This is a genomic window from Streptomyces sp. Da 82-17, assembly GCF_046098215.1.
Lineage (GTDB): Bacteria > Actinomycetota > Actinomycetes > Streptomycetales > Streptomycetaceae > Streptomyces.
Genome location: NZ_JBJURH010000010.1, coordinates 263823 through 278969 on the forward strand (window position 1 = coordinate 263823; position 15147 = coordinate 278969).

10 protein-coding genes are annotated in these 15147 nt (G+C 70.4%); 5 read left to right on the forward strand and 5 right to left on the reverse strand.

Going from position 1 to position 15147, the window contains the following annotated elements; genetic code table 11:
• The 5 genes from ACIDOF_RS19910 to ACIDOF_RS19930 form a co-directional block, all read right to left on the reverse strand.
• Nucleotides 1–963: an ABC transporter permease gene (locus ACIDOF_RS19910; RefSeq protein ID WP_409007279.1), complete on the reverse strand. Its 963-nt coding sequence runs from the start codon at nt 961–963 to the stop codon at nt 1–3.
• Entirely contained in the window at nt 956–1882 is a 927-nt protein-coding gene (locus tag ACIDOF_RS19915) for an ABC transporter permease (protein ID WP_409007280.1), read from the reverse strand. The genes ACIDOF_RS19910 and ACIDOF_RS19915 overlap by 8 nt, the downstream gene beginning before the upstream one ends.
• 151 nt (nt 1883–2033) lie before the next feature.
• Nucleotides 2034–3674 (reverse strand): ABC transporter substrate-binding protein, encoded by a 1641-nt coding sequence (locus ACIDOF_RS19920; protein WP_409007281.1) that lies wholly within the window; start codon nt 3672–3674, stop codon nt 2034–2036.
• A gap of 482 nt (nt 3675–4156) precedes the next feature.
• Nucleotides 4157–6064 carry a translational GTPase TypA gene (gene typA, locus ACIDOF_RS19925; protein ID WP_409007282.1) on the reverse strand — a complete coding sequence of 636 codons (1908 nt, stop codon included), beginning with the start codon at nt 6062–6064 and terminating at the stop codon, nt 4157–4159.
• Between the two features lie 282 nt (nt 6065–6346).
• The gene (locus ACIDOF_RS19930; protein ID WP_409007283.1) at nt 6347–8653 is read right to left on the reverse strand and encodes an ABC transporter family substrate-binding protein; all 2307 of its coding nucleotides are present in this window, start codon (nt 8651–8653) and stop codon (nt 6347–6349) included.
• Nucleotides 8654–9068: 415 nt separating this feature from the next.
• Between ACIDOF_RS19930 and ACIDOF_RS19935 the strand changes: the two genes are divergently transcribed.
• The 5 genes from ACIDOF_RS19935 to ACIDOF_RS19955 all read left to right on the forward strand — a co-directional run.
• On the forward strand, nt 9069–9356 hold the full coding sequence (locus ACIDOF_RS19935; RefSeq protein WP_409007284.1) for a hypothetical protein: 288 nt from the start codon (nt 9069–9071) through the stop codon (nt 9354–9356).
• A gap of 55 nt (nt 9357–9411) precedes the next feature.
• A complete protein-coding gene (locus ACIDOF_RS19940) occupies nt 9412–10236 on the forward strand; it encodes a hypothetical protein (protein WP_409007285.1) in 825 nt (274 codons plus the stop codon).
• Entirely contained in the window at nt 10236–12173 is a 1938-nt protein-coding gene (locus ACIDOF_RS19945; RefSeq protein ID WP_409007286.1) for a fumarate reductase/succinate dehydrogenase flavoprotein subunit, read from the forward strand. The genes ACIDOF_RS19940 and ACIDOF_RS19945 overlap by 1 nt, the downstream gene beginning before the upstream one ends.
• Nucleotides 12170–12940: a succinate dehydrogenase/fumarate reductase iron-sulfur subunit gene (locus ACIDOF_RS19950; protein WP_409007287.1), complete on the forward strand. Its 771-nt coding sequence runs from the start codon at nt 12170–12172 to the stop codon at nt 12938–12940. The genes ACIDOF_RS19945 and ACIDOF_RS19950 overlap by 4 nt, the downstream gene beginning before the upstream one ends.
• 199 nt (nt 12941–13139) lie before the next feature.
• Nucleotides 13140–15147 (forward strand): TPM domain-containing protein (locus ACIDOF_RS19955; RefSeq protein ID WP_409007298.1); only part of this gene is annotated, 2008 nt, incomplete at its 3' end.

Below are 15147 nucleotides of genomic sequence, written 5' to 3' on the forward strand. Positions count from 1 at the left end.
TCAGCGCAGCTTCGGGTCGAGGGCGTCGCGGACCGCGTCGCCGAGCATGATGAACGCGAAGACGGTCAGCGTCAGCATTCCGGCCGGGAACATCAGCGCGTGCGGGTTGTCGCGGATCTGCTTGGACGCCTCGGAGATGTCGATGCCCCAGGAGATCGCGGGCTCGGACAGGCCGAGGCCGAGGTAGGAGAGCGTCGCCTCCGCCGAGATGTAACCGCCGAGGGCGATCGTGGCGACCACGATGGTCGGCGCGACGGCGTTGGGCAGCACATGCCGGAACAGCATCCGCGTGGTGCTCGCGCCGAGGGCGCGGGCGGCCGTCACGTAGTCCGCCTGCTTGGCGCTGATCACCGAGCTGCGGGTGACGCGGGCGATCGACGTCCAGCCGAGGAAGGCCAGGGCGAGGATCACCACGTACACCTTGCGCTCGGTGAAGGCGTTCAGGACGACCATCGCGCCGAGCAGGAACGGGATGCCGAAGAAGATGTCCGTGAGGCGGGAGATGATCGAGTCGAGCAGCCCGCCGAAGTAGCCCGCGAGCAGGCCGAACAGTCCGCCGACGAGAGTCACGACCGCGGTGACGCCGACGCCCACGAGGATCGAGGCGCGGGTGCCGTGGATGACGCGGGCGTAGATGGAGCGGCCCTGGCCGTCGTATCCGAACCAGTCGGGCTGGAAGAAGTGGGTCAGCTCCGGCTTGCTCAGGAAGTGGTTCGTCAGGTCGCCCTTGGTGGGGTCGGCGCTGGTGAACATTCCCGGGAAGGCCGCGATCGCCAGGAGCAGCACGAGCAGCGTCGCCGACACCCAGAACATGGGGCGGTGCCGCAGCTCGAACCAGGCGTCGCCCCAGAGGGAACGGGGCTTGCCCTGCTTGGACTTGGTCTCGCCGCCCGCGACGGCGGCCGGCTCGGCCGCCGTCTTGTCGGTTGCCGTGAGCGTGGTCTGTGAGGTGGTGTCAGGCATACCGGATCCTCGGGTCCAGGACCGCGTACAGCAGGTCGATGACGAGATTGATCACGAGAATGACGAGGACGAGGACCGTCACCACACCGACGATCGTGGTGCCCTCGCTCGTCTGGATCGCCCGGAACAACAGGTTGCCGACGCCCTGCACGTTGAAGATGCCCTCGGTGATGACGGCGCCGCCGATGAAGCCGCCGACGTCCGTGCCGATGAAGGTGATCACCGGGATCAGCGAGTTGCGCAGCAGGTGCACGCCCACGATGCGGCGCCGCGGCAGGCCCTTGGCGAGCGCGGTGCGCATGTAGTCGGCGCGCAGGTTCTCCGCGAAGGTGGTGCGCGTCAGGCGGGCCACGTACGCCATGGACAGCATCGCGAGGACGAAGGCCGGCAGGAACAACTGGCCCCAGTTCTCGGAGTCCTGGACGTTCGGGGCGACCCAGCCGAGCTCGTCCGCGAGGACGAAGCGGGCGAGGTAGCCGAGCACGAACACCGGGATGGAGATCACCAGCAGGGTGAAGATCAGCACGCCGGTGTCGGCGGACTTGCCCGCCTTGAGGCCGGCCCAGGCGCCGAGGCTGATGCCGACGACGATCTCGATCATGATCGCGAAGAGGGTGAGCCGGAGCGTCACGGGGAACGCCTCCGACATCACGTCGATGACCTGCCGGCCACCGAAGGTCTTGCCGAAATCTCCCTGGAAGAGATTCAGCATGTAGTCGATGTACTGCTTCCATACGGGCTGATCGAGCCCGAACTCATGGCGCAGCGCGGCGACCTGAGCGGGGTCGGCCGCCTTGTCGCCCCACATCGCCCGGATGGGGTCTCCGGGAAGGATGTGGACCATGAGGAAAATCAACAGAGTCGTCCCGAGGAAGATCGGGATCATCTGGAGCAGTCGCCTGGCGGCGTAGCGCCCCATCATGCCTCCATGCCGTGAGGGGTCCGGCGATGGCCAGCACTCTTCATCAACCGCTCGTGGGGGGTGGAGAGTTACGGGCCTACGCCTGCGGCCCGAGGCCGCCGCGCCCTGTCGTCGAGGGCGCGGCGGCTCGGGTCTGCGGTCCCGGAACTTACTTCTTCTTCACCTGGACGTCGGTGAAGATCGGGTCGCCGTCCTGGCCGTAGGGGATCTTGCCGAAGACGTTGGTGGACTGGCCGCTGTTGACCTTGTAGAACCACAGCGGGATGCCCGGCATGTCCTTGACGAGGAGCTGCTCGGCCTCCTGGTACAGCTTCACCGTCTCCTCGAGGGTCGGAGCCTTGTCCGCCTTGGCGGCGAGCTCGTCGAACTCCTTGTTGGAGTAACCGCTGGTGTTACCGGCGGCGGTGGTGCCGTACAGGTCCCTCATGAAGTTCGAGTTGACCGGGTAGTCGAGCACCCAGCCGGACCGGTAGAAGGACTTGACCTGCTTCTTGTCACGCGCGTTGAGGTCGGCCTGGAAGGTCGGCTTGGAGGCGCCGACGCACTCGACCCCGGTGGCCTGCTTGATGGAGTTGCAGACCGCGTCGACCCAGGGCTTGTGGTCCTGGTCGGCGTTGTACTGGATGGAGATCTTGTTGCCCGGAACGCCGCCGCCCTGCTTGATGAGGGACTTGGCCTTCTTCGGGTCGAACTTGACGATGTCCCCGGCGGCGCCGGCCTTGTACCCGAGGACGCCGCGGGCGACGAACGAGTCGGCGGGCGTACGGGAGTTGTGCAGCACCGTCTTGGTGATCTGCTCACGGTCGATCGCCATGGACAGACCCTGGATGACCTTCGGGTCGATGTCCTTGAACTGCTTGCCGTAGAACGCCGGGACGATCGTCTGGATCGAGGAGTACTCCTCGTCGATCGCGCGCTTGCCCAGGTCGTCCTTGTAGCTGGTGAGCGCGGTGGTCGGAACCTGCTCGATCCAGTCCAGGTTGTCCGAGCGCAGGTCCGAGTAGGCGGCGTCCGCGGTCGTGTAGTTCTTGAAGTCGATGCCGCCGTTCTTCGCGGCGTTCGGGCCCTTGTAGTCCTCGTACTTGCGGACCTTGATGAGCTTGTTGTGGTCCCACGAGACGAACTTGTAGGGGCCGTTGCCGATCGGCTTCTCGCCCGCGGCCTTCGGGTCCTTGAAGAAGGACTTCGGCAGCGGGGCCCAGACGTCGTAGCCGAGCTTGTACGCGAAGTACGAGACCGGGCCGCTGAGCGTGATGGTGAAGGTGTGCTCGTCGACGACCTTCAGGCCGGACATCTTGTCGCTCTTGGGGTCACCCTTCTCCGGGTGGACGTCCTCGTAGCCCTTGATGTCCTGGAACCAGCTGGAGTTGGTCTGGTTGTTCTTGACGTTGGCCGACCAGTTCCACGAGTCCACGTAGGACTGCGCGGTGACCGGGGTGCCGTCGTGGAACTTCCAGCCCTTCTTGAGCTTCACGGTCCAGACCGAGGAGTCCTTGTTGGGCTCCACGGACTCGGCGTTGATGTACTCGAGCTTGCCGGTGCCGGGCTCGTAGTCGACGAGCGTGCTGAACACCGTGCGCAGCACACGAGAGCCCTGGCTCTCCTTGGCGTTGGCGGGCTGCAGCGGGTTCTGCGGCTCGCTCAGCTGGGCGGTGAGAATGCCCTTGGGGTCGGCCGACCCCTTGTTCATGTCGTCACTGCCCGTGTTGCCCCCGCCGCCACAGGCGGTCGCACCCAAGACGACGACGCCGGCTATCGCGACCCATTTGGCGCTCTTGGCACCGCGCATGGGTTCCTCCTCATGAGTCCACTTGTTCACTACAAGAGAGGGCACGCGACGTCTCACCGACACCCCTGACGGCGAGAGTTGAGTGCCCCAGTGTGCTCGTGAGTCGGCGCTCCCCACAGCGCGTGACCCATTGACCCGAGCTCTTCGCGCTCAACTATTAGCCATGGGCACCTACCCGGCCACACCCTTTTGGTCTCGGTTCGATCACACCTGACGCGTACATCTTCCGAAATCTGGACAAACCGATCCGAGATAGATGGTCGCGAAACGGACTCGTTACACATCTATCGGTCAACGACGTCCGGATTCCGGACGCTTCGTGAGACAAAACCAGTTGCGCGTACGGACTGACCCGCCGCAGCGTTCAAGGCGCGTAGACATGAGGCCGGACCGCTCCCCCGCAAACGCCGACTGGCCCGACTCTACGCCCAGTTGGGGCGCGGAGTCGGGCCAGTCGCAGGAACCGGTCAGACGTGCGGTTCTCAGTTGTGCTTGGCGCGCGAGGCGGCGCGGGCACGCTCGCGGGCGTCCAGGTTCACCTTGCGGATGCGCACGGCCTCCGGGGTGACCTCGACGCACTCGTCGTCGCGGCAGAACTCCAGGGACTGCTCCAGGGACAGCTTGCGCGGCGGCACGATCGACTCGGTCACATCGGCCGTGGACGACCGCATGTTGGTGAGCTTCTTCTCCTTGGTGATGTTCACGTCCATGTCGTCGGAGCGCGAGTTCTCACCGACGATCATGCCCTCGTACACCTCGGTGCCCGGCTCCGTGAAGAGCACGCCGCGCTCCTGCAGGTTGGTCATCGCGAACGCGGTGACGGCACCGGCCCGGTCGGCCACCAGCGAACCGTTGTTACGGGTCGTCAGCGTGCCGAACCACGGCTCGTGGCCCTCGTGGATGGAGTGCGCGATGCCCGTGCCGCGGGTCTGCGTGAGGAACTCCGTACGGAAGCCGATGAGGCCGCGGGACGGGACGACGAACTCCATGCGCACCCAGCCGGAGCCGTGGTTGGACATGTTGTCCATGCGGCCCTTGCGGACGCCCATGAGCTGGGTGACGGCGCCCATGTGCTCCTCGGGCACGTCGATCGTCATGCGCTCGACGGGCTCGTACGTCTTGCCGTCGACCTCCTTGGTGACGACCTGGGGCTTGCCGATGGTCAGCTCGAAGCCTTCCCGGCGCATGGTCTCGACGAGGATCGCGAGCGCGAGCTCACCGCGGCCCTGGACCTCCCAGGCGTCGGGGCGCTCGGTGTCGAGGACGCGCAGCGAGACGTTACCGATCAGCTCGCGGTCCAGGCGGTCCTTCACCTGACGGGCGGTCACCTTGCGGTCCTTGACGGCCGCCTTCGCGTCGGCGCCCTTGCCGGTGCCGCCGCGGCCGACGAGCGGCGAGGTGTTCGTGCCGATCGTCATGGAGATCGCGGGCTCGTCGACCGTGATCAGCGGCAGCGCGACCGGGTTCTCCGGGTCGGCCAGCGTCTCGCCGATCATGATGTCCGGGATACCGGCGACGGCGCAGATGTCACCCGGGCCGGCCACCTCGGCGGGCTTGCGGGTGAGCGCCTCGGTCATCATCAGCTCGGAGATGCGGACGTTGGAGACCGAGCCGTCGCGCTTCATCCAGGCCACGGTCTGGCCCTTGCGCAGCTCGCCCTGCTCGACACGGAGCAGCGCGATACGGCCGAGGAAGTTGTCGGCGTCGAGGTTGGTGACGTGCGCCTGCAGCGGGGCGGACTCGTCGTACTCGGGCGCGGGGACGTGCTCCAGGAGCGTCGAGAAGAACGGCTCCAGGTTGGTGCTGTCCGCGGGGACGGTGCCGTCCTCCGGCTTGGTCAGCGAGGCGACGCCGTCACGGCCGCAGGCGTAGACGATCGGGAACTCGATCTGGTCCTCGTCGGCGTCCAGGTCGAGGAACAGGTCGTACGTCTCGTTGACGACCTCGTCGATCCGGGAGTCCGGGCGGTCCGTCTTGTTGATGCAGAGGATGACGGGCAGGCGCTGCTGCAGGGCCTTGCGCAGCACGAAGCGGGTCTGCGGCAGCGGGCCCTCGGAGGCGTCGACGAGCAGCACGACCGCGTCCACCATCGACAGACCGCGCTCGACCTCGCCGCCGAAGTCGGCGTGGCCGGGGGTGTCGATGATGTTGATCGTGATCGGGTCGCCACCGTCCTTGGGGTGGTACTTGACCGCGGTGTTCTTCGCGAGAATGGTGATGCCCTTCTCGCGCTCCAGGTCGTTGGAGTCCATGACCCGGTCGTCGACGGAGTCGAGCTGGTGAGCGGCGAAAGCCCCCGCCTGCTTGAGCATGGCGTCGACGATGGTCGTCTTGCCGTGGTCGACGTGGGCGACGATGGCGACGTTACGAATGTCGTGGCGCGTGGGCATACGAGCTGCGCTTCTCCCGGGAAGAGTGGTCGGCTGGCGCGTACGGTCCGGTACGCGAGCCCTGCCGGGCTGGACACGCCACGGCCTTACCCCATCCTACGTTGACCTGGCGGACACGGCGCGGCCGGGTGCCGCGGGAGCGGCCCCGGCCGGGGGTGGGGTGAGGAAGGACACACGGGTCAACGGGTGCGGAACGCAGCTTGCCCGCCGGACGGACCGGCGGGCAAGCCACTTGAGCCTCTTCTGAGCTGAACGCTCCCCTATTCCTGCTTCTCGGCCTCGTTACTTCTTCTTCTCGGCCCCGTTGGCCCCTGCCCCCTTCTTCAGGTAGCCGATGTCCTCGTAGTGCGGCGTCTCGAACCCGAACGCGCCCGCGTTGGCCAGGTTCGGCCGGGCCGCGACCAGCTGCGGCCGCTGGTAGAGCGGGACGGAACCGGCCGCGGCCCAGATCCGGGCGTCGGCCTTCCGCACCAGCTCCCGCGCCTTCGCCTCGTCCAGCTCCGCGGCGGCCTGCTCGAAGAGCTGGTCGATGTGGTCGGTGCCGACGCGGGTGTAGTTCTGCTCGACGGTCAGCGAGCCGTCGGCCGCGGGCTCCGGCTTGGCGAAGATCGGCCGGCCGTCAGTGGCCGGGTAGGCGGAGGCGGGCCAGGAGTAGAGCGCCAGGTCGTACTGGCCGGACGCGATGTGGTCCTTGAAGTAGCTGTCGTCCTCGACCTTCTCGATCTCCGTGCGGACGCCGATCTTCGACAGCATCGCGGAGATCTTGTCGCCGACGGTGCGCAGCTGCTCGGAGCCGGGTCCGGAGGGCAGGACGAAGCGGAGGGTCAGGGACTTGCCGTCCTTGGCGAGCGGCCCGGCGGCCCCCTCGGCACCGCCCTTGCCCTTGCCCTTCCCCTTCTCCTTGCCTTCGCCCTTGCCCTTCCCCTTGTCCCCCTTGTCCTCGCCCTTCTCCTTGCCCTTGTCCTTCGAGCGCTCCCCCTCGCTCTCCTCCTTCGGCGCCGCCGTGCCCTTCGGGGCGTACGCGCCGGGGACGCTGCCGTTGCCCTTGGCCTGCTGGGTGGCCTGCTTGCGCTCCTTGTTCTCCTCGCGGCTGGCGTCCGGCTTGTCGGCGGGCTTGTCGTCCTGGCCGACGATGTACGTGCCGTCGCCGTCGCCCGACTCGGCGTCCTTCTCCGACTTGGCCTTCTTCTCGGCCTCGGCGCCCGCGCTCTTCTCCGCGACCGCGCCGCCCCGCTCCCAGCCCGCGTCGGCGAGGAGCGTGCGGGCCTCGGCGATGTCCTGCTTGCCGAGCGCCTTGCTGTTGTCGGCGTACGCGTACTGCCCGGCGAGCGCCAGGTGGCTGCCGACCGGCTTCGCGGGCAGGCCGAGCGGCTTGAGCACGGTCTCGGCGATCTCGGTGCGGTCGATGGCGCGGGCCACGGCGCGGCGCACCCGCTCGTCGGCGAGCGGCCCCTCGGCGCCGTTCAGGGCGAGCTGGGTGTAGGCGGGCTCCAGGGACTTGCGGACCCGGAAGGCGCGCAGGCCGCTCTGCTGCTCGGCGTACTGCGCGATCGCCTTGCGGTTCTTCTTGCGGGCCTCGATCTCCGCCTCGGCCTCCTCCTCGCCCTTCGCGCCGTTGGCGATGGCCCAGGAGCGCAGGGCCTGCGCGGGCGTCAGGTCGGCGCCGGGGCCGTGGGCGAGCGGGCCCTTCGCCCCGGAGTCGCGGGCGGCGAGGGAGATCCGCTCGGCGTCGGCGGGGCCGATCTCGGCGAGGTCGACCTTCCCGGCGGCGAGTGCGGCGGCCCGCTGGGTGCGGGGCACGGCACGGAAGACCAGCTTCTGCAGCTTGGCGGGCTCGCCCCACCAGCGCGGGTTGCGGACCAGCGTCATCTCGCCGGCCTTGCGGTCGGTGCCGGCGACGGTGAACGGCCCGGCGGAGACCTTCAGCTTGCCGCGCGCCCCGTCGTTGAAGGTGTCCGGCGTCCCCATGACCTCCTTGGGGTACAGCGGCGAGAACAGCGAGCGCCAGTCCGCGTACGGCTTGGCGAAGGTGACCCGCACCTCCAGGTCGTTGGCGCCGCGCTCGACCTTCTCGATGCGGTCGTAGCCGGCGTTGCGGGCCGTCCAGTACGCGCTGTCCTTGCCGGAGAGGGCGCGCCACTGGGCGGCGAAGTCGGCGGCGCCGATCTCCCGGCCGTCGCTCCAGACCGCCTGCTGGTTGAGCTTGTAGAGCACGACCTGCTTCGGCTCGCGCTCGATGATCTCCGCCTTCTCCAGGAAGTCGGGGTTGGTCTGCGGGCGGCCCTTCGCGTCGAGCGTGAACATCGACGGGAGTACGGCGCCGGCGACCCGGCTCGTGGCCGGATCGGCGTCCGCCTGGAAGGAGTTGAGGGTCTGCGGCAGCCCGTCCACGGCCCAGGTGACCTTGCCGCCGTCGACGAGCAGGTCGCGTGCGGCGGGCGCGATGTCCTGGCCGGCGGCGGGCGCGCCGGACTCGTCGCCCCCGCTGCAGCCGGCCAGGGCGGGCACGGCGAGGACTCCCGTGGTGAGGAGGGCGGCAGCTCTGCGGACATGGCGCTTTCTGGCGCCGGCCGAATCGAGACGGGCCATGGCTTGGTACCTCCGGGGCTCGCCCGGCCGCCCGATACCGGTGTGGGCCGGGTTTGATCACGTTTGGCGGTATAAGGAGTTGATCACACCTATCGCCCCCACTGAAGGTGACCGGTGCGCGCCCGCGCCACTGACACGGCGACCCGCCGCCCGAACCCCACCCATTGGGCTCAACGCCGCCCCGCGGCCCGCCGGGCGCCCCGCCTCCCGCGGCGTACCGTCGGGAGTGGACGGCGGAACGTGCGGCGGGTGCGGGCAGCCGGAGGTCGTTCGCGGGCGCCGGACGCAAGGGACCGGCCAGTCGGCGTACCGAACCGTTCAATCCGCGCGTGACCCTTCCCAACCCCAGATGTGACGCGCGACACTCGCAGGCGCATGAGCGTGCCACCGCACCACCGCGGAAGTGAGGGCGACCATGTCTCTTCAAGAAGATCTGAAGGCGGCCCAGCGCTGCCTCGACGAACTCGGCCGCAGCGTCGACAGCCTGGAGAAACAGCTCGGCGCCACGCTCGACGTGCGTCGCGTGCGCGCCGACGCCGACCATCTGCGGGCCAGCCTCGCCCAGCTCCGCGAGGCCGCCCCCGACCAGGGCTCCGGCACCCGCCCCGAGGTGATCCGGATCCCCGACAAGCCGTACGACGACTCCCTGTGGTCGGACGCCGACGACGAGGGGCTCGGCGCGCGCGACCGGCACGCGCCCTGACCCGACCGCCCCGCCCGCCCGCCACCACCCGGAAGCTCTCCCCCTGGAGATCCCGTTGGCCACTGGCACCGAACCCGACCTCGATCCCACGGGCGGTGTGCGCGGCGCCTCGCGTGCCGCGATCGCCGCCCCGCATCTGCGCACCGACCGCTGGTGGCTGGCGCCCGCCCTGACCGCCGCCGGACTGCTCGCCTTCGTCGTCTACTCGACCTGGCGGGCCTTCGCGAACGCGGACTACTACGCGGCGCCCTATGTCTCGCCGTTCTACTCGCCGTGCCTGGCGGAGAACTGCGTACCGATGAAGGGCGGGCCCAACTGGGAGATCTTCGGCAGCTGGTGGGGTCTTTCGCCCGCGCTGCTGATCCTGGTCTTCCCGCTCGGCTTCCGGCTGACCTGCTACTACTACCGCAAGGCGTACTACCGGGGCTTCTGGGCCTCGCCGCCCGCCTGCGCGGTGGCCGAGCCGCACAAGTCGTACAGCGGCGAGACGCGCTTCCCGCTGATTCTGCAGAACGTCCACCGGTACTTCTTCTACGCGGCCGTGCCCGTCGCCGGGATCCTCACGTACGACACCGTGCTCGCCTTCCGGGACGAGCACTACGACTGGGGGCACATGGGGCTGGGGACGCTGGTGTTCCTGGTCAACATCGTGCTGATCTGGGCGTACACGCTGTCCTGCCACTCCTGCCGGCACATCGTCGGCGGCAAGCTGAAGCACTTCTCGAAGCACCCGGTGCGGTACCGGATGTGGCAGTGGGTCGGAAAGCTGAACGCCCGTCATATGCAGCTCGCCTGGGCGTCGTTGCTGAGCGTGGCGGTCGCCGACTTCTACGTGTACCTGGTCGCGTCCGGCGTCTTCGAGGATCCGAGGTTCTTCTGATGGCTCAAGTGGAGCGGCAGCAGTGGGACGTGGTCGTGGTCGGCGCGGGCGGCGCCGGGCTGCGGGCCGCGATCGAGGCGCGCGAGCAGGGGGCTCGTACGGCGGTGATCTGCAAGTCGCTGTTCGGCAAGGCGCACACGGTGATGGCCGAGGGCGGCATCGCGGCGGCCATGGCCAACGCCAACGAGCACGACACCTGGCAGGTGCACTTCCGGGACACGATGCGCGGCGGCAAGTTCCTCAACCAGTGGCGGATGGCGGAGCTGCACGCGCGCGAAGCACCCGACCGGGTCTGGGAGTTGGAGACGTGGGGCGCGCTCTTCGACCGCACCGCGGACGGCCGGATCTCGCAGCGGAACTTCGGCGGGCACGAGTACCCGCGCCTCGCCCACGTCGGCGACCGTACGGGCCTGGAGCTGATCCGCACGCTGCAGCAGAAGGTCGTGGCGCTGCAGCAGCAGGACTTCCGGGAGACCGGCGACTACGAAAGCGGGTTGAAGGTCTTCCAGGAGTGCACCGTCACCCGCATCCTGCAGGACGCCGACGGCCGGGTGTGCGGGGTGTTCTGCTACGAGCGGGAGTCCGGGCGGTTCTTCGTGATCGAGGCGCCCGCCGTGGTGATCGCGACCGGCGGCATCGGCAAGTCCTTCAAGGTGACGTCCAACTCGTGGGAGTACACGGGCGACGGGCACGCGCTGGCGCTGCTCGCCGGGGCGCCGCTGCTCAACATGGAGTTCGTGCAGTTCCACCCGACGGGCATGGTCTGGCCGCCGTCGGTGAAGGGCATCCTCGTCACCGAGTCGGTGCGCGGCGACGGCGGGGTGCTCAGGAACTCCGAGGGCAAGCGGTTCATGTTCGACTACATCCCGGACGTCTTCAAGGAGAAGTACGCCGAGTCCGAGGCCGAGGGCGATCGCTGGTACGACGCCCCGGAGAACAACCGCCGCCCGCCCGAACTCCTCCCCCGGGACGAGGTCGCCCGGGCCATCAACGCCGAGGTGAAGGCCGGCCGGGGCTCGCCGCACGGCGGGGTGTTCCTGGACGTGTCGACGCGGATGTCCGCCGACGTGATCAGACGCCGACTGCCGTCCATGTACCACCAGTTCAAGGAGCTCGCCGACGTCGACATCACGGCCGAGGCGATGGAGGTCGGCCCGACCTGCCACTACGTGATGGGCGGCATCGCGGTCGACTCGGACTCGGCGGCGGCGCGCGGCGTGCCCGGACTGTACGCGGCCGGGGAGGTGGCCGGCGGTATGCACGGCTCCAACCGGCTCGGCGGCAACTCGCTGTCCGACCTGCTGGTGTTCGGGCGGCGGGCCGGGCTGCACGCGGCGCAGTACGCGACCGGGCTCGGCGCGGACGGCCGGCCCGCCGTCGCCGAGGCCGGGGTCGACGCGGCGGCGGCCGAGGCGCTCCGGCCGTTCAGCGCCGAGGGGGAGGCGGACGACGCGCCGCCGGAGAACCCGTACACCCTGCACCAGGAGCTGCAGCAGACCATGAACGACCTGGTCGGGATCATCCGCCGGGAGGCCGAGATGGCCGAGGCCCTGCAGAAGCTGGCCGGGCTGCGGGAGCGGGCGCGGCGGGCCGGGGTCGAGGGGCACCGGCAGTTCAACCCCGGCTGGCATCTCGCGCTCGACCTGCGGAACATGCTGCTCGTCTCGGAGTGCATCGCGCGCGCCGCCCTGGAGCGCACCGAGTCGCGCGGCGGCCACACCCGCGAGGACTGGCCGGCCATGGACGCGCGGTGGCGGCGCGTCAACCTGCTCTGCCGGCTCGCCGACCCGACCGGGTCCCTCGCGGCCACCGACCCGGTGCGCGGCCAGATCCGCCTCGCCCGGGAGGAGACCGAGCCCGTCCGCCCCGACCTGCTCGCCCTGTTCGAGAAGGAGGAGCTGGTCAAGTACCTCACCGAAGAGGAGCTCCACGAGTGAGCGCGTACGAAGCGAGTTTCCGGGTCTGGCGCGGGGACGCCGAAGGCGGCGGCCTGAAGGACTTCCGGGTCGAGGTGCACGACGGCGAGGTCGTCCTCGACATCATCCACCGGCTGCAGGCCACGCAGGCCCCCGATCTGGCGGTGCGCTGGAACTGCAAGGCGGGCAAGTGCGGTTCGTGCTCGGCGGAGATCAACGGGCGGCCGCGGCTGATGTGCATGACGCGGATGTCGACGTTCACCCGGGACGAGGTGATCACGGTGACGCCGCTGCGGGCCTTTCCCGTCGTACGGGACCTGGTGACGGACGTCGGCTTCAACTACACGAAGGCCCGCGAGGTCCCGGCGTTCGTGCCGCCGGCGGGGCTCGGGCCGGGCGAGTACCGGATGAAGCAGGAGGACGTGGACCGCTCGCAGGAGTTCCGCAAGTGCATCGAGTGCTTCCTCTGCCAGGACACCTGCCATGTGGTGCGCGACCACGAGGAGAACAAGGCGGCGTTCGCCGGTCCGCGGTTCCTGATGCGGGTCGCCGAGCTGGACATGCACCCGCTGGACTCCGCCGACGCCGAGGGCCTGGACCGGGGGGCCGCGGCCCAGGACGAGCACGGCCTCGGCTACTGCAACATCACCAAGTGCTGCACGGAGGTGTGCCCGGAGGGCATCCGGATCACCGACAACGCCCTGATCCCGCTGAAGGAACGGGCCGTGGACCGGAAGTACGACCCGCTGGTGTGGCTGGGCGACACGATCCGGCGGCGGGGGCGCTGACACCCGTACGGGGCATGTCCGCGGGGTGGACGTCGCCCGGTCGCGACCGGGCATAACGGGACATACGATCCCCCATGTGACGCCATCCCGCTCGCAGCCCTGCATAGCCGGGCCGCCCTCGCCCCTCGGGCCCGCACGGCGCGGGCTCGTACGACTCGGGCCCGCACGGCTCGGGCTCGTCGGCCGGGTGGCGTTCGCCGTGGTCGCCGCGCTCGGGCTGCTGCTCCTGCCGCCGCAGCGGCCCGCACACGCCGACGACCCGCTGAAGCTCTCCGGCGAGGGCCAGGTCACCGACGAGGTCGGGGCGGTCGAGGACCGCGGCGACACGGTCGAGAAGGCACTCGACCGGCTCTACGACGACCGCGGGGTCCAGCTCTTCGTCGTGTACGTCGACGACTTCTCCGGCCGGCCCGCCCGCGCCTGGGCCGACGAGACCGCCCGGATCAACGGCTTCGGCGCGGACGACGTGCTGCTCGCCGTCGCCACCCGGGACCGGCAGTACGCCACCTCCGTGGACCAGGACTCCCCGCTCTCCGACGGCCAGCTGCGGCAGGTGGCCCGTACCGCGATCGTGCCCGCGCTGCGGCAGAACGACTGGGCGGGCGCCGCGATCGGGGCCGCCGACGGGTACCGGGCCGTGCTCGCCGGGCAGCCCGTGCCCACCCCGCGGATCACGCCCGGCGTCTCCGATCCGGGCACGGGCTCGGTGACCGGTGACCTGGTGCTGCCGATCGTCGCGGTGGGCGGTGCGGGCGCGCTCGCGGCGTACGCGTACAGCCGGCGCAGGCAGCGGGCCAGGACCCGGACCACGCCGCACGGCGGACGGCAGGGACCGCCGGTCGCGCCGCTCGACGAGCTGGACGCGGAGGCGAAGCGGACGCTCGTCGCCACCGACGACGCGGTCCGCACCAGCACCGAGGAACTCGGCTTCGCCCGCGCCCAGTTCGGGGACGAGGCGGTCGCGCCGTTCGCGGCGGCCGTGGAGTACGCGACGGCCGAGCTGACCGCCGCGTTCCGACTCCGGCAGCGGCTCGACGACGAGACGCCGGAGAACGACACGACCCGGCGGCGGATGCTTGAGGAGATCGTCAGCCGCTGCACGGCGGCCGACCGGCGGCTCGACGACGAGTCCGCGCCCTTCGACCGGCTGCGCGACCTGGAGGCGCACGCCGCGGAGGCGCTCGACCGGGCCGAGGAGACGTACCGGCAGGTCAGCGCCCGTGCGGACACGGCGGCGGCGACGCTCACCGCGCTCACCAGCCGGTACGCGGACTCGGCGGCCGCGCCCGTCGCCGGGCACGTCGACGAGGCACGCGAACGGCTGCTGTTCGCCGACGCCCAGCTCGCGCCCGCCCGGGAGTGCCTGACCGCGGGCGACAACAGCCGGGCGGCGGTCCGTCTGCGGGCCGCCGAGGGCGCGTTGGACCAGGCGGGCACGCTCGTCGACGCGGTGGACCGGCTCGCCGTGGAGATCGCCGAGGCCAGCGGGAAACTGCCCGGCGCGCTCACCGAGACCGACACGGACCTGGCCGAGGCGCGCGGGCTGCTCAAGGGCACGCCGGCCGGCACGCCCACGGCCGAGCTGCAGGGGCGGATCGCCCGCGCCGAATCGGTCGTACGCGAGGTGCGGGGCGCGCTGGACTCCGGACGGTTCGACCCGATCGACGCGCTGCGCCGGGTCGAGGAGGCGGACGCCGGGCTCGACGAGGCGCTCAAGGGGGCACGGGAGCGCGAGACAGCGGACCGGCGGGCCCGCACGCTCCTCGACCAGGCCGCGCTCACCGCGCGCAGCGCGATCGGGGCGGCGGCGGACTACGTGACGACGCATCGCGGGGCGGTCGGCAGCACCGCACGCACCCGACTGGCCGCGGCCGAGCGGGAGTTGGCGCAGGCGGAGACGTTGCGGGCGCACGACGCGCAGGCCGCGCTCGCCGCCGCCCGGCGCGCGGACGCCCTCGCGGTGGAGGCCCGGCGGCTCGCGGAGGACGACGTGGCCGGCTTCCGCAGCTCGTACGGCGGCGGGTACGGCCCGGTCGGCTCGCGCGGCGGCATGGGCGGGAGCGGGATGGGCGGGGCGGTGCTCGGCGGGATCATCCTCGGCGAACTGTTCGGCGGCCGCTCGCGCGGAGGCGGGTCCGGCGGAGGGTTCGGCGGTTTCGGCGGGGGCTTCGGCGGGGGCGGGCCGGGGAGTTTCGGCGGCGGGGGGA

What these genes read in the sequence shown, in the direction of transcription:
- ACIDOF_RS19915 (WP_409007280.1), bottom strand. Translation starts at nt 1,882, where the DNA reads ATGGGGCGCTACGCCGCCAGGCGACTGCTCCAGATGATCCCGATCTTC.
- ACIDOF_RS19910 (WP_409007279.1), bottom strand. Translation starts at nt 963, where the DNA reads ATGCCTGACACCACCTCACAGACCACGCTCACGGCAACCGACAAGACG.
- ACIDOF_RS19935 (WP_409007284.1), top strand. Translation starts at nt 9,069, where the DNA reads ATGTCTCTTCAAGAAGATCTGAAGGCGGCCCAGCGCTGCCTCGACGAA.
- ACIDOF_RS19920 (WP_409007281.1), bottom strand. Translation starts at nt 3,674, where the DNA reads ATGCGCGGTGCCAAGAGCGCCAAATGGGTCGCGATAGCCGGCGTCGTC.
- typA (WP_409007282.1), bottom strand. Translation starts at nt 6,064, where the DNA reads ATGCCCACGCGCCACGACATTCGTAACGTCGCCATCGTCGCCCACGTC.
- ACIDOF_RS19930 (WP_409007283.1), bottom strand. Translation starts at nt 8,653, where the DNA reads ATGGCCCGTCTCGATTCGGCCGGCGCCAGAAAGCGCCATGTCCGCAGA.
- ACIDOF_RS19945 (WP_409007286.1), top strand. Translation starts at nt 10,236, where the DNA reads ATGGCTCAAGTGGAGCGGCAGCAGTGGGACGTGGTCGTGGTCGGCGCG.